Origin of the sequence: Burkholderia lata (assembly GCF_902499025.1) — a bacterium.
GTDB classification, from domain to species: Bacteria; Pseudomonadota; Gammaproteobacteria; order Burkholderiales; family Burkholderiaceae; genus Burkholderia; species Burkholderia lata_C.
Window position 1 is genome coordinate 1 of record NZ_CABVPW010000070.1, and the last position, 21,188, is coordinate 21,188.

The following is a 21,188-nucleotide window of genomic DNA, read 5'->3' on the forward strand; positions in this document are numbered from 1 at the left end:
CGCCGGGGCGCCTCGCGCGCTGCCTGGCCGGCGCCGTCCTGGTGTCGGCGCTACTGCCGCTGCCCGCGCTGGCCGACACCGACACCGAAGCGGCGCCGGCCGCACAGCGCGCGGCGCGTCGTGCGTTCGACGTCCCGGCAGGGCCGCTCGAAGCGGCGCTGAACCGGTTCGGCCGCGACGCGGGCATCCTGCTCGCGTTTCCGGCCGAGCTGACGGCCGGCCTGACGAGCGGCGGCGTGCAAGGCCGCTTCGATGTGGACGGTGCGCTCGACCGCTTGCTGGCGGGCACGGGGCTCGTCGCGTTGCGCCAATCGGGCGGCGGTTACACGCTGAATCGCGCGGACGGTTCGGTTGCGCGGCCCGTGGCGGCCGGCGTGGTCGCGGGCGCCGAGTTGCCCGCGATCAACGTGCGCACCAGCGCGCTGCGCGCCGAAAGCTATCGCGCGCCGAAGGAGGCGGGCGTGCTGCGTTCCGACATCCCGCTGCTCGATACCGCGCAGGCCGTCAACATCGTGCCCGCGCAGGTGCTGCGCGACCAGCGCCCGCGCAACCTGGACGACGCGCTCGGCAACGTCAGCGGCATCACGCAGGGCAACACGCTCGCGGGCACGCAGGACACGATCATGAAGCGCGGCTTCGGCGGCAATCGCGACGGCTCGATCATGCAGAACGGAATGCCGCTCGTGCAGGGGCGCGCGTTCAACGCGGCGGTCGACAGCGTCGAGGTGCTGAAGGGGCCGACGTCGCTGCTGTACGGGTTGATGGACCCGGGCGGCGTGGTCAACGTCGTCACCAAGCAGCCGCAGCTCAAGCGCTACAACGCGATCTCGCTCGGCGCGTCGACGTTCGGGCACGGCAAGAACGGCGGCAGCGCGACCTTCGATTCGACCGGGCCGGTCGGCGATTCGCGGCTCGCGTACCGGCTGATCGTCGACCAGTCGAACGAGCAGTACTGGCGCAACTTCGGCGAATACCGGCAGACCTTCGTCGCGCCGTCGCTCGCGTGGTATGGCCGCGATACGCAGGTCGCGGTGTCCTACCAGTACCGGAAATTCCATTCGCCGTTCGATCGCGGCACGGCGCTCGACCCGCACACCAACGCGCCGCTCGACATTCCCGCGCGGCGGCGCATCGACGAGCCGTTCAACAACATGGACGGCGAATCGCATCTCGCGCAGCTGAGCGTCGATCACCAGTTCAACGCGGACTGGAGTGCGCATTTCGGCTACAGCTACAACCGCGAGACCTACGACGCGAACCAGTTGCGCACGACGGGCGTCGATCCGGTGAAGGGCACGATGACGCGCAGCAACGACGCGACGCACGGCTCGCTCAGCACCGACAGCTATGGGATCGGCTACGTGAACGGCAAGCTGATGCTGGGCGGAATGCAGCACGACGTGCAGGTCGGCTTCGACACCGAATACCGCCGCATCTACCGCAAGGACATGCTGCGCCAGGCCGTGAAGACGCCGTTCAGCTATCTCAATCCCGTCTACGGGCTGTTGCCGCCGTCGAGCACGGTGTCCGCGAGCGACAGCGACCAGACCGACACGCTGCACGATGCGTCGGCGTTCGTCCAGGACACGATCCACCTGACCGACAAGTGGATCGTGTCGGGCGGGCTGCGCTACATCACGTACAACCAGGTCGCCGGGCGCGGCCGGCCGTTCAAGGCGAACACCGATCTCAGCGGCTCGAAGTGGCTGCCGCGCGCGGGCATCGTCTACAAGTGGACCGACACGTTCTCGCTGTACGGCAGCTATTCGCAGTCGCTGAAGCCGTCGTCGTCGATCGCGCCGATGACGGGTTACATCATCGACGGCGCGACGCCGCCCGAGGAGGCGACCGCATGGGAAGTGGGCGGCAAGCTCGACCTGCCGGGCGGGATGACGGGCACGCTCGCGTTCTTCAATATCGACAAGAAGAACGTGCTCGTGTCGCAGTACAACGACGCGACCAAGCTGACCGACTGGCGCACGTCGGGCAAGGCGCGCTCGCGCGGCATCGAGCTCGACGTGTCGGGCAAGATCGGCGAACGCGTGAACGTGATCGCGAGCTATGCGTATATCGACGCGAAGACCACCGAGGATCCGCTGTACGCCGGCAACCAGCTGTGGAACGTCGCGCGCCACACCGCGTCGCTCGCGGCCGTCTACGACTTCGGCACGGTGGTCGGCGGCGACGACCTGCGCATCGGCGCGGACATGCGCTACGTCGGCGCGCGGCCCGGCGATTCGGCGAACAGCTTCACGCTGCCGTCGTACGTGCTCGCCGATGCGTTCGCCACGTACGACACGCGGATCGGCAAGCAGAAGCTGTCGTTCCAGCTCAACGTGAAGAACCTCTTCAATCGCACTTACTACCCGTCGAGCGCGAACCGTTACTTCGTCGCGATCGGCGATGCGCGACAGGTGTCGCTGCTCACCACGCTGCAGTTCTGACCACGCAATCGCCGCGCGGCCGTTACGGCGGCGCGCGGCTTCGGAGAAGCTCCAGATGAACCGGAACATGAAGACCGGCGCCGTGCGCGCCGTTGCCGCCGGCGCGCGGCGTCGCGCATTGCGCGCGATCGCGGGCTCGGTGCTCGCGATCGGCGCGGGCATTGGCCTCGGCGCGGGTGTGGCCACCCCGGCGTTGGCAATCGATGCGCCGCAGGCCGTCACGCGCGTCGCGATGCTCGTGCAGCTGCGCGGGCCGAACTTGAAGGTCGACGAACGCATCGGCCAGCATCTCGGCGAACGCGGTTATGCGGTGCGCCTGATCGACGAGTCGTCGACGCCCGATGCGGCGCGCGACGCCGACCTGGTCGTGATTTCGTCGACGGTGTCGTCGAAGAACGTGCGGCCCGGCTGGCGCACGCTCGACAAGCCGCTCGTGACCTGGGAAAACGACCTGCTCGACGATCTCGCGATGACGGGCAAGCGTCACGACGTCGACTTTGGCGAAACGGGCAAGGAGCGCTACCTGTGGCTCGTCAATGCGCCGCACCCGATTTCGGCCGGGCTGCCGGCCGGCGCGGCGAACGTGTACGGCAAGCAGGCGCCGATGAGCTGGGGCAAGCCGGGGCTTGGCGCGATCACGATCGCGACCGTGTACGGTCAACCCGACAAGGCGGCGATCTTCGCGTACGAGAAGGGTGCGACGATGGACTACGAAGCGCTTGCGCCCGCGCGCCGCGTGATGTTCTTCCTCGACAACGACACGTTCGTGAACCTGTCACCGGCCGGTGTCGCGCTGTTCGACGCGGCCGTCGACTGGGCGGCCGGGCGGCGCTGATTGGCGATATCGGCGCTAGGCCGGCTGCAGTGCCGCCGCTTCGATCAGTTGCGCGAGCATCTGCGCCGGCTCCGACATCGTCCGCCGCGCGCGATGCACGAGCCCGATGTCGCGGTGGAACGTGTGATGCCCGAGGTCGAGCGCGCGTACGCCGACCGGCCAGCGGCGATACACGGCGGTCTGCGGGACGATCGCGACACCGACGCCGTTCTCGACGAGCTTGACGATCGCGTCGAGCTCGTCAAGCTCACACGTGTCGCGCACCGCGATGTGCATCTTGCGCAGAAAGCGATCGACCTGACGGCCGCCGAACGACGCGCGGTCGTAGCGCACGAACGGCTCGCTCGCGAGCAGGTCGGCCCAGTCCTTGCCTTTCACGCGGCGCGGCACGATCAGCCGGAACGGTTCCTGCACGAGCGTCGTCCAGTGCAGGTCGCTCTGCAGCGAAAACGGCGGCCGGATGATCGCGGCCATGTCGATTTCGCCCGCATCGACCCGGTTGACCAGTTCGATCGACAGCCCCGGGATCACGCGTGTCCGGCACGCGGGATGCCGGCGATGGAAATCGGCGAGCGCGGCCGGCAGCAGCGCGCTCTGCACCGACGCGATCGCGCCGATCGTCACGCGCACGGTGGCCGGCGAACCGGGCGCCGTCGAGCTCAGGTTGTCGTACAGGCCGATCAGCGCCTGCGCCTGGTCGAGCACGTGATGACCCATCTCGTTGAGCCGCGCCGACCGGCCTTGCCGGTCGAACAGCGCGAAGCCGAGCTCGGCTTCGAGGCGCTGCATCTGCGCGCTCACGGCGGCCTGCGTGAGCCCGATACGGTTGCCGGCCGCGGCGAACGTGCCTTCCCGGGCGACGGCGACGAGGGTTTTCAGTTCGCGGATCATTCATCAATTCCGTTTGTGAATGATGCAACTATATATTGATTTAATTTCTGCTTGGCCTTGACTACCATGGTGCCGTCCTCGCGCCACGCGAGCGTTTCATCATGAGGCAACCATGAGTCTTTCCCCGTTTCACCTGGCGATCCCGGTCTACGATCTTCCGGCCGCGCGCGATTTCTACGGCCGTGTGTTCGGGCTGGCAGAGGGGCGCTCGAGTGCGCAGTGGGTCGACTTCGACTTCTACGGGCACCAGCTCGTGATCCACGCGCATCCGAAGACCGCGTCGCAGGAAGGCGCGCATACGAACGCGGTGGACGGTCACGACGTGCCGGTGCCGCATTTCGGGATCGTGCTCGACTGGCCGAGCTGGGAAGCGCTGGCCGAGCGGCTGAAGTCGTTCGGCGTGACCTTCGCGATCGAGCCGTATGTGCGGTTCCAGGGGCAGGTCGGCGAACAGGCGACGATGTTCCTGTTCGACCCGTGCGGCAACGCGCTCGAATTCAAGGCGTTCCGCGACATCGGCCAGTTGTTCGCGAAGTAGCCGGCGGCGCGGTCAGCGCCGATTGAAATTGGGTGCGAGAATGCGGCCTCCGGCCTGGCAGCGCGGATGCGCACCGGCCGGCGCCGCGCCGCACGGCATCCGTTCGTGCGTGCCGTTCTCCAAGGAACCCGTATGGACAGTCACATCGCTCCGGTGGAGCTGAAGAAAGCCTACCGTCTCCTCAACCACGGCCCGACCGTGCTGGTATCGGCCCGCCACGGCGGCGTCGACAACGTGATGGCCGCCGCATGGGCGTGCGCGCTGGACTTCCTGCCGCCGAAGCTGACGGTCGTGCTCGACAAGACCGCGAAGACGCGTGAGCTCGTCGAGCGCAGCGGCACGTTCGTGATCCAGGTGCCGACGGCCGCGCAAATCCGGCTCACGCATGCGGTCGGCAGCCACAGTCTCGCGGAGCGGCCCGACAAGCTGCGCGAAGCGGGCGTCACGCTGTTCGACGTCGAAGGCCACGACCTGCCGTTCGTCGCCGGCTGCTCGGGCTGGCTCGCGTGCAAGCTGATTCCGGAGCCGCACAACCAGCAGACCTACGACCTGTTCATCGGCGAGGTGGTCGCGGCGTGGTCCGATACGCGCGTGTTCCGCGACGGCCACTGGTATTTCGAATCGGCCGATCCGGCACTGCGCAGCCTGCACTACATCGCGGGCGGCAATTTCTATGCGATCGGCGAATCGCTGCACGTCGATCCGGACGCGAAGTAAGCATCGGGCGGGCGCCCGGTTCCGCCGATCCGGGCGCGCGGTTCACGCGCGCTTTTTCAATTCAGCCAGCATGGTTTCGGCGAACGCCTGCGCGACGCGCGGCAGCGTGCGGCCGCGCTTCGTGACGAGCGCGATCGGCCGCACGAACGCGGGGTCGTCGATCGGCTTCGCGACCAGCTCGGGCTCGGCGCGCACCTCGCGTGCAGTCGCCGGCAGGATCGTCACGCCGAGCCCGCCGCGCACCATCGCGACGGCCGTCATCATGTAGGTCGGTTCGCACGCGATGTCGGGCGTGCAGCCGGCCGCGTCCAGCGCGGCATCGACGACGCTGCGCACGCTCGTGCCCTGTGCGGTGAGCACGAGCGGCACGGCGGCGACGTCGGCGGTGCTCACGCGGCGCTTGCGCGCGAGCGGATGATCCTTCGGGCACACGGCGACGAGCCGGTCGGCGCCCGCATACAGCACCTCCAGCGACGCATCGAACGTGTCGCCGCCGGTCAATCCGAGATCGGCCTCCTCGTTGCGCACCAGTGCGGTGACGAGGCTCGCGACGCCGTCGCGGATCTCGAAGCCCGCGCGCGGCACGTCGCGCCGGAACGACTGGATCAGCTCGGGCAGCAGGCTGGATGCAAAGGTCGGCAGGCACGCGAGCCGCACCGTGCCGCTCGTCCCTTCGCCGAGCGCGCGCGCATCGCGCAGCACGCGCTCCATGTCGTCGAGCGAGCGCTGCAGCAGCGGCAGCAGCTCGCGCCCGGTCTGCGTGAGCGCGACGCTGCGGCTGTTGCGGTCAAAGAGGCGCGCACCGACGATTTCCTCGAGCCGGCGGATCTGCACGGTCAACGCCGGCTGCGACAGGTGCAGGCGCGCGGCCGCGCGCGTGAAGTTGCCGGCCTGCGCGACGGTGACGAACGCGCGAATGTCGCGAAGATTCAGATCCATAACGGTTCGTGATTGCTGCGATCAAATCATTTCAATTGTGCTATCGCTGCGCCGACCTTACGCTCGTCTCCAATAAAAGACAAGGTAGGAGACACGGATGCTGCCGTTACTCGGGCTTGGCACGATCGTCGTGCTGCTGGCCGCAATTTTGTCGAAGCGGATGTCGCCGCTCGTCGCGCTGATCATCGTGCCGATCGCCGCGTCGCTGATCGGCGGCTTCGGGCTGCACACCAGCAAGTTCGTCATCGACGGGCTGAAGGGGCTCGCACCCGTCGTCGGGATGTTCGTGTTCGCGATCCTCTATTTCGGGACGATCACCGACGCCGGCACGCTCGACCCGATCATCGACCGCATCCTGCGCGCGGTCGGCACGCGGCCGACGCGCATCGTGATGGGCACGACGCTGCTCGCGCTGCTGATCCACCTCGACGGCTCGGGCGCCGTCTGCTTTCTCGTGACGATTCCGGCCGTGCTGCCGCTGTACGACCGGCTGAAGATGGACCGGCGCGTACTGGCCGCCGCGGTGTCGATGGCCGCGGGCATCAACTTCCTGCCGTGGACGGGGCCGATGATCCGCGCGTCGGCGTCGCTGCACCTGCCGGTGTCGGCGCTGTTCAATCCGCTGATCCCGGTGCAGGCGATCGGGCTCGTGTTCGTGTTCGGCGTCGCGTACTGGCTCGGGCGGCGCGAGGAGAAGCGGCTCGGCCTGTCGCGCGACGATGCGTCGATTCCGCTGCCGAAGCGCGAGCTGACGCCCGACGAGCAGGCGCTGCGCCGGCCGCACCTGTTCTGGTTCAACCTGGCGCTGACGCTCGTCGTGCTCGGCACGATGGTCGTGATGGGCGAGAAGATCCCGCCCGCGATCATGTTCATGGTCGGGCTGTGCATCGCGCTGATGGTGAACTACCCGGACGTCGACATGCAGAGAAAGCGCATCGATGCGCACGCACGCGCGGCGCTGATGATGGCCGGCATCCTGCTCGCGGCCGGCGTGTTCACGGGGATCATGCAGGGCAGCGGAATGCTGAAGGCGATGGCGCAGGCGGCGGTCGGCTTCGTGCCGCCGTCGATGGCCGGCCACATCCCGGTGGTGCTCGGCTTTGCGTCGATGCCGCTCAGCATGCTGTTCGATCCCGATTCGTTCTACTTCGGCGTGCTGCCCGTGATCGCGGAGGTGGCCGGCCAGCTCGGCGTGCCGGCCGTGCAGGTCGGGCAGGCCGCGCTGCTCGGCCAGATGACGACCGGGTTTCCGGTCAGCCCGCTGACGCCCGCGACGTTCCTCGTCGTCGGCCTGTGCGGCATCGAGCTGGCCGAGCACCAGAAATTCACGTTCCCGCTGCTGTTCGGCGCCTCGATCGTGATGACGATCGCGTGCGTCGTGCTGGGCATCTTTTGATCTTTCCCGGCGGTGACATCCGCCGGACGACGGTACGGACATGACAGCAAAGCAACCTGAACGGCGCATGCGCATCGGCGCGGGCGCCGGCTACTCGGGCGACCGGATCGAGCCCGCGGTCGAGCTGGCCGAACACGGGCAGCTCGACTATCTCGTCTTCGAATGCCTGGCCGAGCGCACGATCGCGATCGCACAGCAGGCGCGGCGCCAGGACCCGGCACTCGGCTACGACCCGCTGCTCGCTGCGCGGATGCACGCGGTGCTGCCGGTCGCGGCACCGAAGGGCGTGCGCATCGTGTCGAACATGGGCGCGGCGAATCCGCGTGCGGCCGCACGGCGCACCGCGCAGATCGCGCAATCGCTCGGCTTCGCGCAGCTGAAGGTCGCGGCGGTCGAAGGCGACGACGTGCTCGACGTGGTGCTGCGCGGCGCGTTCCGCTTCGAGGAATCGGGCGACGACGTCGCCGCGTATCGCGACCGCATCGTGTCCGCGAACGCGTACCTCGGCGCCGCGCCGATCGTCGACGCGCTCGCGGCCGGCGCCGATGTCGTGCTGACCGGGCGCGTTGCCGATCCGTCGCTGTTCGCCGCGCCGCTGATCCACGCGTTCGGCTGGCGGATGGACGACTGGGACAGGCTTGGGGCGGCGACGGTCGTCGGCCACCTGCTCGAATGCGCGGGGCAGGTGACGGGCGGCTATTTCGCCGATCCCGGCTACAAGGACGTGCCGAACCTCGCGCGGCTCGGGTTTCCGATCGGCGAAGTCGGGGCCGACGGCTCGGTCGTGATCACGAAGGTGCCGCATGCCGGGGGCCGCGTGAGCGCGGCGACCTGCAAGGAACAGTTGCTCTACGAGATTCACGATCCGGCGAGGTATCTGCAGCCCGATGTCGTTGCGGATTTCACGCGCGTTGCCGTGGCCGAGGAGGCCGCAGACCGCGTGCGCGTGTCGGGCGGACGCGGCACCGCGCGGCCCGACACGCTGAAGGTGTCGGTGGCTTACGTCGACGGCTGGATCGGCGAAGGCCAGATCTCGTACGGCGGCCCGGGTGCGCTCGAACGTGCGCGTCTCGCGCTCGAGATCGTCCGCGAGCGGCTGGCGCTGACCGGCGTTGCCGCGACCGAGTTGCGCTTCGACCTGATCGGTGTCGATGCGCTGTACGGCGACGCGACGCCGGCCGTGCGCGGCGAGCCGGCCGAGGTGCGTGTGCGGGTGGCCGGCCGTGCGGCGAGCGCCGCCGAAGCGGCGCGCATCGGCAACGAAGTCGAGACGCTCTATACGAACGGGCCGGCCGGTGGCGGCGGCGCGTTCAAGTCGACACGCGAGGTGATCGCGGTGCAGTCGGTGCTGCTGCCGCGTGCGGCCGTGACGCCGTCGTTTTCATTCGTGGAGGCATGATGCAACTGCGTGAACTGGCGCATGCGCGCACCGGCGACAAGGGCAATACGCTGAACGTATCGGTGATCTGCCGCGATCCGCGTCATTACGATCACCTGCGCACGCATCTGGATGCCGACGCCGTGAAGGCGTGGCTCGCGGGGATCGTGCGCGGCGACGTCGTACGTTACGAACTGCCGGCGCTCGGCGCATTCAACTTCGTGCTGCGCGATGCGCTCGGCGGCGGCGTCACGCGCTCGCTTGCGCTCGACGCGCACGGCAAGTCGGTCAGTTCGGCGCTGCTGGCGATCGAGGTGCCCGACCCGGCGTGATGGATGGCGCCGCCGGAGGCGAGCCGGCGCTTACGGAATCAGCAGTTCGCGCAGGCCGTTGGCGTGCTCGATGCGTTCGCCGGCGATGTGCAGGCGCTGATCCCGGCGATAGTCGTAGACCGCGCGCGACGCGGCGAGCTGGTCGAAATCGAGTTCGACCGCGTGACGCGATTCGGTATTGCCGGCCTCGAAGATCAGGTTGCCGAACGGATCGGCCGCGAGGCTGCCGCCCGCGAACACGACGTCGTGCGTGCTGCCGCCGACGCGGTTGGCGACCACCGCGAACACCTGGTTCTCCATCGCCCGAGCCGTGGCCGACGTGCGGTGGACGGGGCGGTACGGCTCCATGTTGCCGTCGGTGATGAGGATCAGCTCGGCACCGAGTGCGGCAAGCGCGCGGCCGGTTTCGGGGAATTCGTTGTCGTAGCAGATCAGCAGGCCGATCCGCACGCCGTGCCATTCGATCGTCGCGTAACGGTCGCCGGGCAGCACGACGCCGTGCTCGCTGACCCACAGATGCGTCTTGCGATAGCGCAGCGCGATGCCGTCCGGCGTGACGAACACGGTGGTGTTGTAGAAGCGGCCGCCGTCGTTCTCGATCAGCCCGACCACGACCGCCACCTCGCGTGCACGTGCGGCCGCGATGACCGCGCCGACGCTCGGGCCGTCGAGCGGCTCGGCGCATTCGGCCAGATTCGACGGATCGAGGAAGCCGGTGAGCTGCGCTTCCGGAAACATCACGATGTCGGTGCCCGGTGCGCAGGTTGCGATCGCTTCGAGCGTGCGCTGCAGGTTGTAGTGCGTGTCGCCGTCGCGACCGGCGAGCTGGACGATATCGAGCTTCAGTTTCATGGCGATGTCGGTAGCAGGAGGCCCGTCGCCGGTGGCGCCGGAAGGGTGGGTAAGGAGGCCCCAGTATGCGCCGAAGCGGCGGATTTCCCATCCCGCCGGCGCGTTAACCCTTCGGGGGTATTGATCTGTGACGCCGCCGGTGGCGGCGCGCGTCGGCACGCGTGACCCGCGGTGCGTGTCAGGTGCCGGTCTGCGCGTTCAGGAACAGCGAGAACAGTTCCGATTGCGAGTTGATCGCGAGCTTCCCGTAGATGTTGCGGCGGTGCACCTTGACCGTTTCGGCGGAAATCGCCAGCTTGTTCGCGACTTCCTTGTTCGAGCGGCCGCTCAGGATCAGCCGGATCACGTCGAGTTCGCGCGCGGTGAGCGGCGTGCCGAGCCGCGCCATCGCGTGCTCGAAGCCGTCGTGTGCGCCGGGCCGGCGCGGCGGCGCATGGTCCGCGGATGCCGGCTCGAATGCGAGCCGCTGCCGCATCAGCCCGACCACCCACGGCCGGATCAGGTCGAGCAGCGCCACCTGCTCGGGGCTGAAGCGCCGTTTGCTGCCGAGCGACAGGCACAGCGTGCGCGCGTCGTCGAGCACGACGTTGAACTGCACCTCGTCCTCGACGACGTTGTGCGTGAAATAGAGCGTGTAGTACTCGGTATCGCGGAAGCACTCCGGCGCGACGTCGGACAGCCGGAACAGGCCGCTCTTCGGCGCGTCGCGGTTCGCGATGTAGAACGGGTCGAGCTGGTACAGGCCCTGCACGTAGTCGCGGAACAGCGGGTCGGGGCCGCCGCCTTCGTACGGGCATTCGGCGAATACCTGCGGGCGGCCGTCGCCGAACGTCAGTGCGACCCAGCTGTCGACCGTGACGTATTCCTCGATCAGCCGGATCAGTGCCAGCCAGAAGCCCGGCTGGTCGAGCGACTCGATGAGCCGTCCGACCGACCGGTGCCATGCGACGTCCTGCAACGTGAGGTTCATGCGTAGTCCCTGTCGGGCAGGTGCGATGCGCGCTTGCGGTGCCGCGCCGTGCGTGTACGCTACGGGCTCGCGGGCAGATTCCCGCGCGCATCGAACGGAGCCTGGGTGAAGAACGAGATCGTAACGCCGGCCGGCGCGAATGGCGAGGCCGTATGCCGCCGCCGGTTCGGGGCTGCCGCCGTGCGTGTCGCGCTGGCGTGCCTGGGCGCGATGGCCGTGCAGACGGCCGCCGCCGCGCCTCGGGCGTCGTGCAACGATCAACTGACGCGGTTGATCGTGCCGGCACTGCGGCAGACCGCGATGAACCGGCGCGACATCCATGCCGACGTGGACGAGCGTGACGGCGACGTCTACCGCATCAGGCTGTTCACGATGCCGGATCGACCGGGCACGCCGAATCGCGACGCGACGATCGGCTGGGTAACACTCGATACGCAGTCGATGCGCGCGCTCGACGTCACCCGCGATCCCGACCGGTCGGACGTGCTGAATCTCGACCGGCGCGCGCTGTCGCGTTTCGTGTCGACGTGTGCTGCGCCGGCCGCACCGGCCGCGCCCGTGCGCAACGCCGTCGATTGCGATGCGCTGAACCGCCGCGCGCAGGCGCAGGGCGATTACGTGATGGGCAGCGACACCGGGCGTGTCGTCACCGGCAAGGGGCGCCTCGCGTTCTATTCCGCGCCGGACGTCGCATGCCGGATCGACGGGCTGTTCGTCGTCGAGCACGATCACGTCGACGCGCGCACCGACTATGGCCGTTTCACGTCGGTCGTCTACCTGAATCCGCGCACGCGCGGCAGCGCCGAAGGGTGGGTGCCAACCGCGCGGCTGAAGCCGGACGGCACCGGCATCGCGCCACGGCAACCCTGATCGTGTGTGCCCGCCACCCGCCGCCCCGCATCTTTTCGACCGGAACGAACCACGTCATGACTGTCCCGCACCGGAACACACGTCCGAAACCGCCGGCGGCTTCGCTTGCCGCGCTTGGCGCACTCGCGGTGCTCACCGCACTTTCCGCGTTGTCGCCCGTCCATGCGGCCGAGCCGGCCCAGCCCGACCGTCTGTTGAAGACCTTCATCCAGGACACTTACGGCAAGTGGCGCGCGGACCGCAAGGGCTGGCAGGCGGCAGGCGACGATTTCATTTACGCGCCATGCGGTTCGCTGCGCGTCGCGACCGCGGATGGCCCGCGCACGCTGCTCGCGATGTGCGGCGAGACCGAGGCGGCGGTGCAGAACGGGATGCCGGGAATGGATTCGGAAGGCACGACGGGCACCATCGACCTGTACGTGTTGAAGCCAGCGGCGGACGGCAAGACGCTCGAACCGGTGGTGAAGAAGACGGAGATCGCGTCCGGCAAGCGAGGCGAACCGGGCACCGTGCGCATCGAGCGGTACGGCCCGCACCTGTTCGGCTTCACGATCGGCGACGGCGTCACGCTGCAGGGCTACACGATGGCGATGCGGTCGATCTGGCTGCCGGTCGGCCATGCGATCGTCGAGGCTGCGCCACGCATCAACGAAGCGCTCGACAACACGGGCGCGCTCGATTGCGGGAACGCGAAATCGCATTGCGAGAGCCGCACGTTCACGATCGTGCCCGACACGACCGGCACCGGCGACGTCTATCCGCTGACGGTCACGGAAACGGGTACGCGCGGCGACAAGGACATCCACGCGCGCTATACGGTGAAGTTCGACGCGGCGCGTGGCCGCTACGTCGTGCCGAAGGCATTGCGCGAAGGGTATTGATCCTTCGTGCGCAGGAACGGGCGGCATGGCGCCGCCCGCGCATCACACGTACAGATACCGCACGAGGTGGAAGAACACCGGCGCGGCGAAGCAGATCGAGTCGACGCGATCGAGCATCCCGCCGTGGCCCGCGATCATCGAGCCCCAGTCCTTGGTGCCGAGCGAGCGCTTGACGGCCGACAGCACGAGGCCGCCGACGAAGCCCGCGATCACGATCGCGAGCGAGATGCCGAACGCCGACCCGAAGCTGAACGGCGTCACGCGACACAGCGACGCACCGCACAGCGTGGCCAGCAAACCGCCGCCGATGAAACCTTCGATCGTCTTCGACGGCGACAACTGCGGCGCGATCTTGCGCTTCCCGAACAGCTTGCCGACCACGTACTGCAGTACGTCGCTGATCTGCACGACGAACAGGAAGAAGAACAGCAGCAGCGCGTTCTGCCCCGCGTAGTGCGGAATGTCGAGGATCAGCACGGCCGGCGCATGGCTCAGCCCGTACACGCACACCATCAGCGCCCAGTTGATCTTCGCGTTGCGGCTCAGGAATTCGCGCGTGTCCTGCGTGAGCGCCGACACGAGCGACATCGCGAAGAACAGGTGCACGGGCACGAAGATCGAATACATCCCGTACCAGTTGATCCCGAGCAGCAGGTATTGCACGGGGATCGCGACGAAGAATGCGATGAACAGCGTCGTATGGTCGCTCGGCGTGGTGGGTGTGAGCGTGATGAATTCGCGCAGCGTCAGGTAGGACAGCACCGCGAACACCAGATACGTGATGTTGTTGCCGAGGCCGATCGCGATGGCCATGATCGCGATCATCGCCCACCACGCGCGGATGCGCTGGTTCAGGTTGACGATGGTCGCGCTCGTGCCGCCGCTGCGTGCGCCAAGGATCGCGCCGATCACGGTCGCGACGACGAGCACGCCCGTGACGCCCGCGACCAGTTCCCAGAAGATGGTTCGCATTATTGATATCCGGAAAAGGGAAAAGAGGGCGCCGCGTTCAGCCGGCCGGCCGCTGCGGCGGCGCAAGCGCGACGACCGCGTCGCGCATGCGGGCGAGGAACGTCGGCTTGTCTTCCTGCGCGCCGAGCGCATCGTTCGCGCCGAAGTGCACCTTGCAGATCAGCGGCACCGGCCAGATCGCGCCCTTCGGCATGATCCGCTGCAGGTTCTCGAGATAGACGGGCGCGAGCGCGACGTCCGGAAACTCGGTCGCGAGGTGGAACAGCCCGCTCTTGAACGGCTGCGGCAGGATCTCGGCGCCGCGCGTGCCTTCCGGGAAGATGATGATCGAGTGACCCTGCTTGAGCGCGTCGCGCACCGGGTCGAGCGGATCGCCGCCGGATTCGCGGTGGCGATCGATCAGCACGACGTTCAGCAGCTTCTGCGCGATGTGGCGCTTCATGTCGCTGCTGTCCCAGTAGTCGCGCGCGGCGACCGGCCGCACGACCGCGCGCACGTTGCGCGGCAGCGCGGCGAGGATCGCGAGCGTGTCGATATGGCTCGTATGGTTCGAGAAGTAGATCTTCTGCGTCGGGGACGGCGGCGCCTGATGCCAGACCGGATACGCGCCGGCGACGAGCCGCACGATGGACAGCAGGAAATCGCGCTGCCAGACGTTGAGGATGTTCATCGGCGCTGCGCCTCCTGCCTGCCTGCATGACCCGCGGCGGATGTGCGGCGGGTGGGGCCCCGGAATGCCGGCGCGGCAGGATGCGCGCCGGACGGCCCTTGTTTAAATTTTTTCAAATTCGTGGCTGCCTGTCGCAGGTCCGCGATAATCGGACGATTCGCCGCCACACGCTGTTGCATCGCGGCGAATGCGCCGGTCGGCGGCGTGATAATCGGCTGTTGCACGAGTGCCCGTTTGCAGTTCGAATGGATCTCGCTGCGATCGGGCCAGCGGATTATCGCGAGTTTCCGTCAAAAATGCCAGATTGGCGCCACGCGTGCGGGCCGGGCGCATGCTTGACGCATCGGGGCCGCTCGGCGACGATTAGGGCCGTCCATGGAAGGCCGTCCAAGGCCGTTTCGCCGCCCGGGGCATGGCGGCGGGAAACGTATCCGACTGTGCCGCGCAAATAAAACGATGAGCCTCTACGCACTCAAACCCAAATTCCAGAACTATCTGCGCCCGTTCGCGAACGCGCTCGCGGAGCGCGGCGTCACGGCCAACCAGGTCACGCTGTTCGCGGCCGGCGGCTCGATCGTCGTCGGCGCGCTCGCCGGCCTCGGCGTGTTTGCCCGCGCGCTGTTCCTGCTGATCCCGCTGTGGCTGTTCGCGCGGATGGCGCTCAACGCGATCGACGGGATGCTCGCGCGCGAGCACAACCAGAAGAGCACGCTCGGCGCATACCTGAACGAACTCGGCGACGTCGTGTCCGATATCGCGCTGGTGTTGCCGTTTCTCGCGATTCCCGCGTTCGCTCCGGCAGACGTCTGGCTGTTCGCGCTGACGGCGGTGATCGTCGAATGCGCGGGGCTGATCGGTCCGCTGGTCGGCGTGAGCCGCCGCTACGACGGCCCGTTCGGCAAGAGCGACCGCGCGCTCGCCCTCGGCGCGTTCGCGCTGTGGATCGGGCTCGGGTTTCCGGTCGGCGGCGTCGCAGCATGGCTGTGGCGGCTGCTGATCGTGCTGTCGATCGTGACCGTGGTGCGGCGCGTGCAGGCCGGCATCGCGGAAAAGGGCGGTTGAGAAGGGCGTCAGGGCAGTTGCAGTACCGGGCGCCGGAGGGCGGCGCACCAAAATTCGAATAACGAAACGAGAGAGATCGCATGAGCGCACGCATGGCCCGCGAGGCCGACTTCATCACGCACGACGGCGAAACGCTGTTCTATCGTCACTGGCCCGCGACGGGCTCACGCTGCCGCGGCGCAATCGTATTGCTGCATCGCGGCCACGAACACTCGGCGCGCGTCGCGCACCTCGTCGACGAGCTCGACCTGCCCGATTTCGCGTTTTTCGCGTGGGATGCGCGCGGCCACGGCCGCTCGCCCGGCGCGCGCGGCTACAGCCCGAGCGCGGCCGCGTCGGTGCGCGACCTGCAGACCTTCGTCGAACATATCCGCGACACGCACGGCATCGCGATCGAGGACATGGCCGTGGTCGGCCAGAGCGTCGGCGCGGTGCTCGCGGCCACCTGGGCGCACGATTATGCGCCGCCGATCCGTGCGCTCGTCGTCGCATCGCCGGCGTTCCACATCAAGCTCTACGTGCCGTTCGCGCGGCCGGGCCTGCGGTTGATGCACAAGCTGCGCGGGCTGTTCTACGTGAACAGCTACGTCAAGCCGAAATTCCTCACGCACGATCCCGAGCGGATCGCGAGCTATGCGTCCGATCCGCTGATCACGCGGCCGATCGCGGTCAACATGCTGCTCGACCTGCACGACACCGCGCAGCGGATCGTCGCCGACGCGGCCGCGATCACCGTGCCGACGCAACTGCTGATCTCGGGCGCCGACTGGGTCGTGCATCGCGGCCCGCAGGACCGCTTCTTCGAACGCCTCGGCGCCGCGCGCAAGGAGCGCGTCGTGCTGCCGGGCTTCTATCACGACACGCTTGGCGAACGCGACCGCGCGCAGGCGCTTGCGCCGCTGCGTGCATTCGTGCTGCGCGAATTCGATACGCCGAGCCCGCGCGTGTCGCTTGCCGATGCCGACCGGCGCGGCGCGTTCCATGACGAATACGCGGCGCTCGGCCGGCCGCCCGCGAATGCGTTCGCGCGGGCGTACTGGGCGCTCACGCGGGCCGGCCTGAAGGCGGGCGGCGCGCTGTCGGACGGCATCGCGCTCGGGCTGCGGCTCGGCTTCGATTCGGGCTCGACACTCGACTACGTGTACCGCAACCGCGCGCAGGGGCGGCTCGGCGTCGGCGCGCTGATCGACCGCACGTATCTCGATTCGCCGGGCTGGGTCGGCATCCGCCAGCGCAAGGTGCATCTGCAGGAACTGATCGGCGCGGCGATCGGCCGCCTGCGCGGCCACGGCGAGCCGGTGCGGATCGTCGACATCGCGGCCGGGCACGGGCGCTACGTGCTCGACGCGATCGCGTCGGCCGCCGAGCGCGACGGCGCGGCACCCGACGACATCACGCTGCGCGACTACAGCCCGCCGAACGTCGAAGCCGGGCGCGTGCTGATCGCGCAGCGCGGCCTCGAGCCGATCGCGCGCTTCGAGCGCGGCGACGCGTTCGACGAGGCGTCGCTCGCGACGCTCGAGCCGCGTCCGACGCTCGCGATCGTGTCGGGCCTCTACGAGCTGTTCGGCGAGAACGCGCTGATCGAGCGCTCGCTGCGCGGGCTCGCGCAGGCCGTGCCGCCGGGCGGCTATCTCGTCTATACGGGGCAGCCGTGGCATCCGCAGCTCGAATTCATCGCGCGTGCGCTGAACAATCACCGCGGCGAAGCGACCTGGGTGATGCGCCGCCGCTCGCAGGCCGAGATGGACGAACTCGTCGCGCGCGCGGGCTTCCGCAAGCTCGACCAGCGGATCGACGCAATGGGCATCTTCACGGTCAGCCTCGCGCAGCGGGTCGACGCGTCATGAGCGCGCTCGACGGCGGCGCGAGCGGCCTCGCCGAGCCGGCCGCGGCCGCCGGCGCGCGCGACGCGTCGTTCGCGCTGCGCGTCGGCTGGCTCGCGGCGATGGGCGCCGTGTTCTTCTCGACCTACGGCTTCGCGAACTGGCTCGCCGCGCGCCGCGCGGCGGTGCCGACCTTCGCGTTCGGCTGGGAGCACGCGATCCCGTTCGTGCCGTGGACGATCGTGCCGTACTGGTCGATCGACCTGCTGTATGCGCTGTCGTTCTTTTTCTGGACACGCCGCGCCGACCTGCTCGATCACGTGAAGCGGCTGCTGACCGTGCAGCTGATCTCGGTCGCGTGCTTCATCGCGTGGCCGCTGCGCTTCGGGTTCGAGCGGCCCGACGCGGGCGGCGTGGCCGGTGCGCTGTTCACGCTGCTGATGGGCTTCGACAAGCCGTTCAACCAGGCGCCGTCGCTGCACATCGGGCTGCTCGTCGTGCTGTGGGCCGTCTATGCGAAGCACCTGCGCGGCACGTTCGCGCGCGTCGTGCTGCACCTGTGGTTCGCGGCGATCGGCGTGTCGGTGCTGACCACCTATCAGCATCACGCGATCGACGTGCCGACCGGCGCGGCCGTCGGCTGTCTCGCGCTGTTCCTGTTTCCGCTGCGCGATGCCGCGGGCCGGTTGCCGGGTGCCGATGCATCGCCGGGTGCGGCCGGCCGCGCGCTCGCGCGCCGCTATGCGCTTGGCGCGGCGGCGGTCGCGCTCGTGGCGCTCTGGTGCGTGCCGCGCGCGCCCGGCTGGGCGCTGGCGGCAGGGTGGGTCGCGCTGGCGCTCGCCTGTGTCGCGTGGATCTACCGGCGCGGCGCGCCCGGTGCGTTCCAGAAGGACGCGCACGGGCGTTTTCCGGTCGTCATCCGCTGGCTGCTCGCGCCGACGATTGCCGCCGCGTTCGTCAATTCGCGACTGTGGACGTTCCGGCAGCCGGCGCCGGTGCGGATCGACGAACGCGTATCGATCGGCCGCACGCCGGCCACGCGCGACGTGCGACGCCACGGTTTCACGGCGCTGGTCGACCTGACCGCCGAGATGCCGCGCTGGACGTCGGTCGATGGGTCGCTCGCGTATGCGACCGTGCCGCAGCTCGATCTCGTCGCGCCGACGGCCGAGCAACTTGCGCAGGCCGTCGCGGCGCTCGAGCGCCTGCACGGGGAAGGGCGCGACGTGCTGGTCTGCTGTGCGCTCGGCTACGGGCGCAGCGTGCTGTGCGCGGCTGCCTGGCTCGCGGCGCGGCGCGGGCTCGGCGATGCGCGCGACGCGCTGGCCGCGGTGCGCGCGGTGCGACCGCATGCGGTGTGGTCGGACGACGGCGTAGCCGTGCTGCAGCAGTGGATCGATCGCCGGCGCGGCGCGGGAGGCGTGTGATGCGCGACCCGTCCGCGCCATTCAGGATTGCCGCCGCGCGCGGCGCGCTCGATGCGGGCGCGTGGGCGATCGCGGCCGCGCTGGCCGCGGCGGGCGCCGGCTGGTGGATCGCGTCGGGCTGGGCGCCGGCGACGATCGCCCGCGTGCTGCTGGCCGTCGTCAGCACCGGGTCGGGGATCGCGGCACTGTGGTACGCGGTGCGGATCGAAATCGACCGCCGGCTGTTCGCCGCGCTCGCGCGTGCGGCGGCAGGCGAGGGATCGGTCGACGAGGGGCTCGCGGCGCTCGACCGCGCGCTCGCCGATCTCGGCTGGATCGATGCGTCGAAGGCCGGACGCGCACTCGACGCACGCGTGCGCGGCGCGGTCGGGCTGTGCCGCGCCGGTGTGCTCGTCGCGATCGTGCAGTGGCTCGTGGTCGGGCTCGCGATCGCCGTTCCGCAGATCGGCTAGCGCCCGGTCAAGCTCGCCGCGGGCGGTCGAGGGCTGTCGTTTCGCCCGCCGGTTCGTCGAGTGCGTGTTACGTGTGCGCTATCCGCTGCGACCGCGTCCGCTTCACTTCATACATCGCCTGGTCAGCATGCTCGATCAGCGCGTTCATGTCGGTGCCGTCGTCGGGCAGCAGTGCGATCCCGACGCTGACGCCGAGCCGCATCGGGCGCCCCTCGAATTCGAACGGTTCGCCGACCTGGCTCGCGAGCCGCGTGCTTTGCGCATGCACATCGTCGCGGTTGCCGATGTTCGGCAGGATCACCGCGAATTCGTCGCCGCCGATTCGCGCGACCGTGTCCGAGCGCCGCACCGCGCCCTGCATCCGCGTGGCGATCTCGCGCAGCGCCGCGTCGCCCGCACGGTGGCCGAACCCGTCGTTGATCGGCTTCAGCCCGTCCATGTCGATGTTGAGGATGCCGAGCCGGCCGTTCGCGCGCAGCGTCGTGTGCATCGACTGCCGCAGGCGGTCGTAGAACAGCGCGCGGTTCGGCAGGCCCGTGAGCGCGTCGTGCGTCGCGCGCAGGTACAGTTCGTTCGCCTCGTTGCGCGCCGCATGGAACATCGCGGCGGCGATCAGGTCGGCCGTCAGCCGCAGCGTGCCCGCGTCGGCTTGCGAGAAGCCGTCGACTTCCGGCGACATCACCTTCAGCACGCCGACCGTCGTGTCGGCATGGGTGAGCGGCATCACGAGCATCGAGCGCAGGCCGACCCGCCGGCAGGCGTCGCGATCGACGCGCGAGTCGGTTTCCGAATCGGTGCAGTGCAGCAACTCGCCTTGCTGCACGCACAGGCCCGACAGGCTGCCCGAGCGCCGCAGCCGCAAGCCGAGCATCCCGGCGGCCGTGCCCGACGCGGCGCGGTACACCATGTCGTCGCCCTCGGCGAATTCGACCGCGGCGGCGCTTGCGCCGGTGAGCTGCGGCACCTGCTCGGCCACGTAGGCCATCACGCTGCCGAGGTCGAGGCCGAGCTTCGCGATCTCGGTCTGCGCGGCGATGATGCGCAGCAGCGTGTCGGGGGACGGGGTGGCAGTGTCGACGATTTGATTCAAGTCAGTTTTCCGTGAAAGAAAGCACGTCCGGCGGCGCGGGATTGCGGTAGCATACGCGCCGCCTCACGGCAGCGCGTTTCGGCGGGGCGGTCTGCAACGGACCGCAGTCGGCCAGCCGTACCGCGCCGGCAGTATGCCGTTCGGCCTGTCGGTCGACAACGGCGCAATTCTTACCATTCCTGCCTCTCGCGCAGCATTTCCGACTGGATTGAGGTTTTTTTCGCTTCATCGTCGCGAATCGGGGTGAGTTTTGTCCTATTTTTGAGATAGTGTGACGAATGGGCGTGTGCCGGTGCCAGGCGCGCGTAACACGATGAAAGGCGATTAAAGAAATCGCCGCATCGTTTCGATATATGAATCAGGCCAGTTAGATATGAGGGGAAGCAGTGGGGATGTTCACTCACGGGCATAGCTGCTTTGCGTGCGTCGATTTCGATGCGACGGATGACCGGATGATCCTGACGAAACGGGGTGCCGCATGAAGCCGGCCGTGTCGCTGTTCGTCCTGTCGGCCGCCATGGTCGGCGCTTTTCACACGGCCGCGCTGTCGGCCGCGCCGATGCCGGCCGTGCCGGCTGCCGCGGCGTCAGGTGCTGCTGCTGCGCCGGCGCTCGCGGCCGTGCCTGCGGCGGCCAGCGCGGCCGCG

The 21,188-nt window shown here is 68.8% G+C and carries 20 protein-coding genes; 13 read left to right on the forward strand and 7 right to left on the reverse strand.

Annotation, left to right across the window (positions count from 1 at the left end; translation table 11 throughout):
- Both BDI24065_RS39240 and BDI24065_RS39245 read left to right on the forward strand, forming a co-directional pair.
- Positions 1-2,444: TonB-dependent siderophore receptor (locus BDI24065_RS39240; RefSeq protein ID WP_254609950.1), on the forward strand; the 2,444-nt coding region annotated here is incomplete at its 5' end.
- A 55-nt stretch (positions 2,445-2,499) separates the two neighbouring features.
- Complete coding sequence (locus BDI24065_RS39245) at positions 2,500-3,279, forward strand: hypothetical protein (RefSeq protein ID WP_175035708.1); 780 nt, start codon at positions 2,500-2,502, stop codon at positions 3,277-3,279.
- Between the two features lie 15 nt (positions 3,280-3,294).
- Here BDI24065_RS39245 and BDI24065_RS39250 read toward each other — a convergent pair whose 3' ends face one another.
- A complete protein-coding gene (locus BDI24065_RS39250; protein ID WP_175035709.1) occupies positions 3,295-4,170 on the reverse strand; it encodes a LysR family transcriptional regulator in 876 nt (291 codons plus the stop codon).
- 112 nt (positions 4,171-4,282) lie between these two features.
- Here BDI24065_RS39250 and BDI24065_RS39255 point away from each other — a divergent pair, with 112 nt between their 5' ends.
- Positions 4,283-4,708 carry a VOC family protein gene (locus BDI24065_RS39255; protein ID WP_175035710.1) on the forward strand — a complete coding sequence of 142 codons (426 nt, stop codon included), beginning with the start codon at positions 4,283-4,285 and terminating at the stop codon, positions 4,706-4,708.
- 132 nt (positions 4,709-4,840) lie between these two features.
- Positions 4,841-5,425 (forward strand): flavin reductase family protein, encoded by a 585-nt coding sequence (locus BDI24065_RS39260; protein ID WP_175035711.1) that lies wholly within the window; start codon positions 4,841-4,843, stop codon positions 5,423-5,425.
- A 42-nt stretch (positions 5,426-5,467) separates the two neighbouring features.
- Here BDI24065_RS39260 and BDI24065_RS39265 read toward each other — a convergent pair whose 3' ends face one another.
- Positions 5,468-6,364 (reverse strand): LysR family transcriptional regulator, encoded by an 897-nt coding sequence (locus tag BDI24065_RS39265; RefSeq protein WP_175035712.1) that lies wholly within the window; start codon positions 6,362-6,364, stop codon positions 5,468-5,470.
- Between the two features lie 97 nt (positions 6,365-6,461).
- Between BDI24065_RS39265 and BDI24065_RS39270 the strand changes: the two genes are divergently transcribed.
- Genes BDI24065_RS39270 through BDI24065_RS39280 form a run of 3 tightly spaced genes read left to right on the forward strand, consistent with a single transcriptional unit; the run spans position 6,462 to position 9,470 of the window.
- Entirely contained in the window at positions 6,462-7,760 is a 1,299-nt protein-coding gene (locus tag BDI24065_RS39270) for a CitMHS family transporter (protein WP_175035713.1), read from the forward strand.
- Positions 7,761-7,800: 40 nt separating this feature from the next.
- Positions 7,801-9,159 (forward strand): acyclic terpene utilization AtuA family protein, encoded by a 1,359-nt coding sequence (locus tag BDI24065_RS39275; protein WP_175035714.1) that lies wholly within the window; start codon positions 7,801-7,803, stop codon positions 9,157-9,159.
- The gene (locus BDI24065_RS39280; RefSeq protein ID WP_175035715.1) at positions 9,159-9,470 is read left to right on the forward strand and encodes an AtuA-related protein; all 312 of its coding nucleotides are present in this window, start codon (positions 9,159-9,161) and stop codon (positions 9,468-9,470) included. The genes BDI24065_RS39275 and BDI24065_RS39280 overlap by 1 nt, the downstream gene beginning before the upstream one ends.
- Positions 9,471-9,500: 30 nt before the next feature.
- Here BDI24065_RS39280 and BDI24065_RS39285 read toward each other — a convergent pair whose 3' ends face one another.
- Together BDI24065_RS39285 and BDI24065_RS39290 are read right to left on the reverse strand one after the other, a co-directional pair.
- On the reverse strand, positions 9,501-10,322 hold the full coding sequence (locus tag BDI24065_RS39285; protein ID WP_175035716.1) for a carbon-nitrogen hydrolase family protein: 822 nt from the start codon (positions 10,320-10,322) through the stop codon (positions 9,501-9,503).
- A 178-nt stretch (positions 10,323-10,500) separates the two neighbouring features.
- The gene (locus BDI24065_RS39290; protein ID WP_175035717.1) at positions 10,501-11,292 is read right to left on the reverse strand and encodes a response regulator transcription factor; all 792 of its coding nucleotides are present in this window, start codon (positions 11,290-11,292) and stop codon (positions 10,501-10,503) included.
- Positions 11,293-11,397: 105 nt separating this feature from the next.
- Here BDI24065_RS39290 and BDI24065_RS39295 point away from each other — a divergent pair, with 105 nt between their 5' ends.
- Entirely contained in the window at positions 11,398-12,162 is a 765-nt protein-coding gene (locus BDI24065_RS39295; protein WP_254609951.1) for a hypothetical protein, read from the forward strand.
- 56 nt (positions 12,163-12,218) lie between these two features.
- Positions 12,219-13,043 (forward strand): topoisomerase IV, encoded by an 825-nt coding sequence (locus BDI24065_RS39300; protein ID WP_175035718.1) that lies wholly within the window; start codon positions 12,219-12,221, stop codon positions 13,041-13,043.
- A 42-nt stretch (positions 13,044-13,085) separates the two neighbouring features.
- Here BDI24065_RS39300 and BDI24065_RS39305 read toward each other — a convergent pair whose 3' ends face one another.
- Entirely contained in the window at positions 13,086-14,015 is a 930-nt protein-coding gene (locus BDI24065_RS39305; RefSeq protein ID WP_175035719.1) for a phosphatidate cytidylyltransferase, read from the reverse strand.
- Between the two features lie 37 nt (positions 14,016-14,052).
- A complete protein-coding gene (locus BDI24065_RS39310; protein WP_011351684.1) occupies positions 14,053-14,685 on the reverse strand; it encodes a lysophospholipid acyltransferase family protein in 633 nt (210 codons plus the stop codon).
- Between the two features lie 456 nt (positions 14,686-15,141).
- On the opposite strand from BDI24065_RS39310, the gene BDI24065_RS39315 reads away from it, so the two are divergent.
- The 4 genes from BDI24065_RS39315 to BDI24065_RS39330 all read left to right on the forward strand — a co-directional run bounded on the left by BDI24065_RS39315 (position 15,142) and on the right by BDI24065_RS39330 (position 19,452).
- The gene (locus BDI24065_RS39315; protein ID WP_175035720.1) at positions 15,142-15,747 is read left to right on the forward strand and encodes a CDP-alcohol phosphatidyltransferase family protein; all 606 of its coding nucleotides are present in this window, start codon (positions 15,142-15,144) and stop codon (positions 15,745-15,747) included.
- A gap of 80 nt (positions 15,748-15,827) precedes the next feature.
- A complete protein-coding gene (locus tag BDI24065_RS39320; RefSeq protein ID WP_175035721.1) occupies positions 15,828-17,597 on the forward strand; it encodes a bifunctional alpha/beta hydrolase/class I SAM-dependent methyltransferase in 1,770 nt (589 codons plus the stop codon).
- The gene (locus BDI24065_RS39325; RefSeq protein ID WP_175035722.1) at positions 17,594-19,000 is read left to right on the forward strand and encodes a phosphatase PAP2/dual specificity phosphatase family protein; all 1,407 of its coding nucleotides are present in this window, start codon (positions 17,594-17,596) and stop codon (positions 18,998-19,000) included. The genes BDI24065_RS39320 and BDI24065_RS39325 overlap by 4 nt, the downstream gene beginning before the upstream one ends.
- Positions 19,000-19,452: a hypothetical protein gene (locus BDI24065_RS39330; RefSeq protein ID WP_175035723.1), complete on the forward strand. Its 453-nt coding sequence runs from the start codon at positions 19,000-19,002 to the stop codon at positions 19,450-19,452. The genes BDI24065_RS39325 and BDI24065_RS39330 overlap by 1 nt, the downstream gene beginning before the upstream one ends.
- A 67-nt stretch (positions 19,453-19,519) precedes the next feature.
- Here the strand turns inward: BDI24065_RS39330 and BDI24065_RS39335 are convergent, their stop codons facing one another.
- Positions 19,520-20,542, reverse strand: a complete 1,023-nt coding sequence (locus BDI24065_RS39335) for a sensor domain-containing diguanylate cyclase (protein WP_175035724.1) — start codon at positions 20,540-20,542, stop codon at positions 19,520-19,522.
- Between the last annotated feature and the right edge of the window lie 646 nt (positions 20,543-21,188).

Excerpts from the sequence above, each read along its gene's own strand:
- BDI24065_RS39245 (WP_175035708.1), top strand. The coding sequence starts at position 2,500 with ATGAACCGGAACATGAAGACCGGCGCCGTGCGCGCCGTTGCCGCCGGC.
- BDI24065_RS39250 (WP_175035709.1), bottom strand. The coding sequence starts at position 4,170 with ATGATCCGCGAACTGAAAACCCTCGTCGCCGTCGCCCGGGAAGGCACG.
- BDI24065_RS39255 (WP_175035710.1), top strand. The coding sequence starts at position 4,283 with ATGAGTCTTTCCCCGTTTCACCTGGCGATCCCGGTCTACGATCTTCCG.
- BDI24065_RS39260 (WP_175035711.1), top strand. The coding sequence starts at position 4,841 with ATGGACAGTCACATCGCTCCGGTGGAGCTGAAGAAAGCCTACCGTCTC.
- BDI24065_RS39265 (WP_175035712.1), bottom strand. The coding sequence starts at position 6,364 with ATGGATCTGAATCTTCGCGACATTCGCGCGTTCGTCACCGTCGCGCAG.
- BDI24065_RS39270 (WP_175035713.1), top strand. The coding sequence starts at position 6,462 with ATGCTGCCGTTACTCGGGCTTGGCACGATCGTCGTGCTGCTGGCCGCA.
- BDI24065_RS39275 (WP_175035714.1), top strand. The coding sequence starts at position 7,801 with ATGACAGCAAAGCAACCTGAACGGCGCATGCGCATCGGCGCGGGCGCC.
- BDI24065_RS39280 (WP_175035715.1), top strand. The coding sequence starts at position 9,159 with ATGCAACTGCGTGAACTGGCGCATGCGCGCACCGGCGACAAGGGCAAT.
- BDI24065_RS39285 (WP_175035716.1), bottom strand. The coding sequence starts at position 10,322 with ATGAAACTGAAGCTCGATATCGTCCAGCTCGCCGGTCGCGACGGCGAC.
- BDI24065_RS39290 (WP_175035717.1), bottom strand. The coding sequence starts at position 11,292 with ATGAACCTCACGTTGCAGGACGTCGCATGGCACCGGTCGGTCGGACGG.
- BDI24065_RS39300 (WP_175035718.1), top strand. The coding sequence starts at position 12,219 with ATGACTGTCCCGCACCGGAACACACGTCCGAAACCGCCGGCGGCTTCG.
- BDI24065_RS39305 (WP_175035719.1), bottom strand. The coding sequence starts at position 14,015 with ATGCGAACCATCTTCTGGGAACTGGTCGCGGGCGTCACGGGCGTGCTC.
- BDI24065_RS39310 (WP_011351684.1), bottom strand. The coding sequence starts at position 14,685 with ATGAACATCCTCAACGTCTGGCAGCGCGATTTCCTGCTGTCCATCGTG.
- BDI24065_RS39315 (WP_175035720.1), top strand. The coding sequence starts at position 15,142 with ATGAGCCTCTACGCACTCAAACCCAAATTCCAGAACTATCTGCGCCCG.
- BDI24065_RS39320 (WP_175035721.1), top strand. The coding sequence starts at position 15,828 with ATGAGCGCACGCATGGCCCGCGAGGCCGACTTCATCACGCACGACGGC.
- BDI24065_RS39325 (WP_175035722.1), top strand. The coding sequence starts at position 17,594 with ATGAGCGCGCTCGACGGCGGCGCGAGCGGCCTCGCCGAGCCGGCCGCG.
- BDI24065_RS39330 (WP_175035723.1), top strand. The coding sequence starts at position 19,000 with ATGCGCGACCCGTCCGCGCCATTCAGGATTGCCGCCGCGCGCGGCGCG.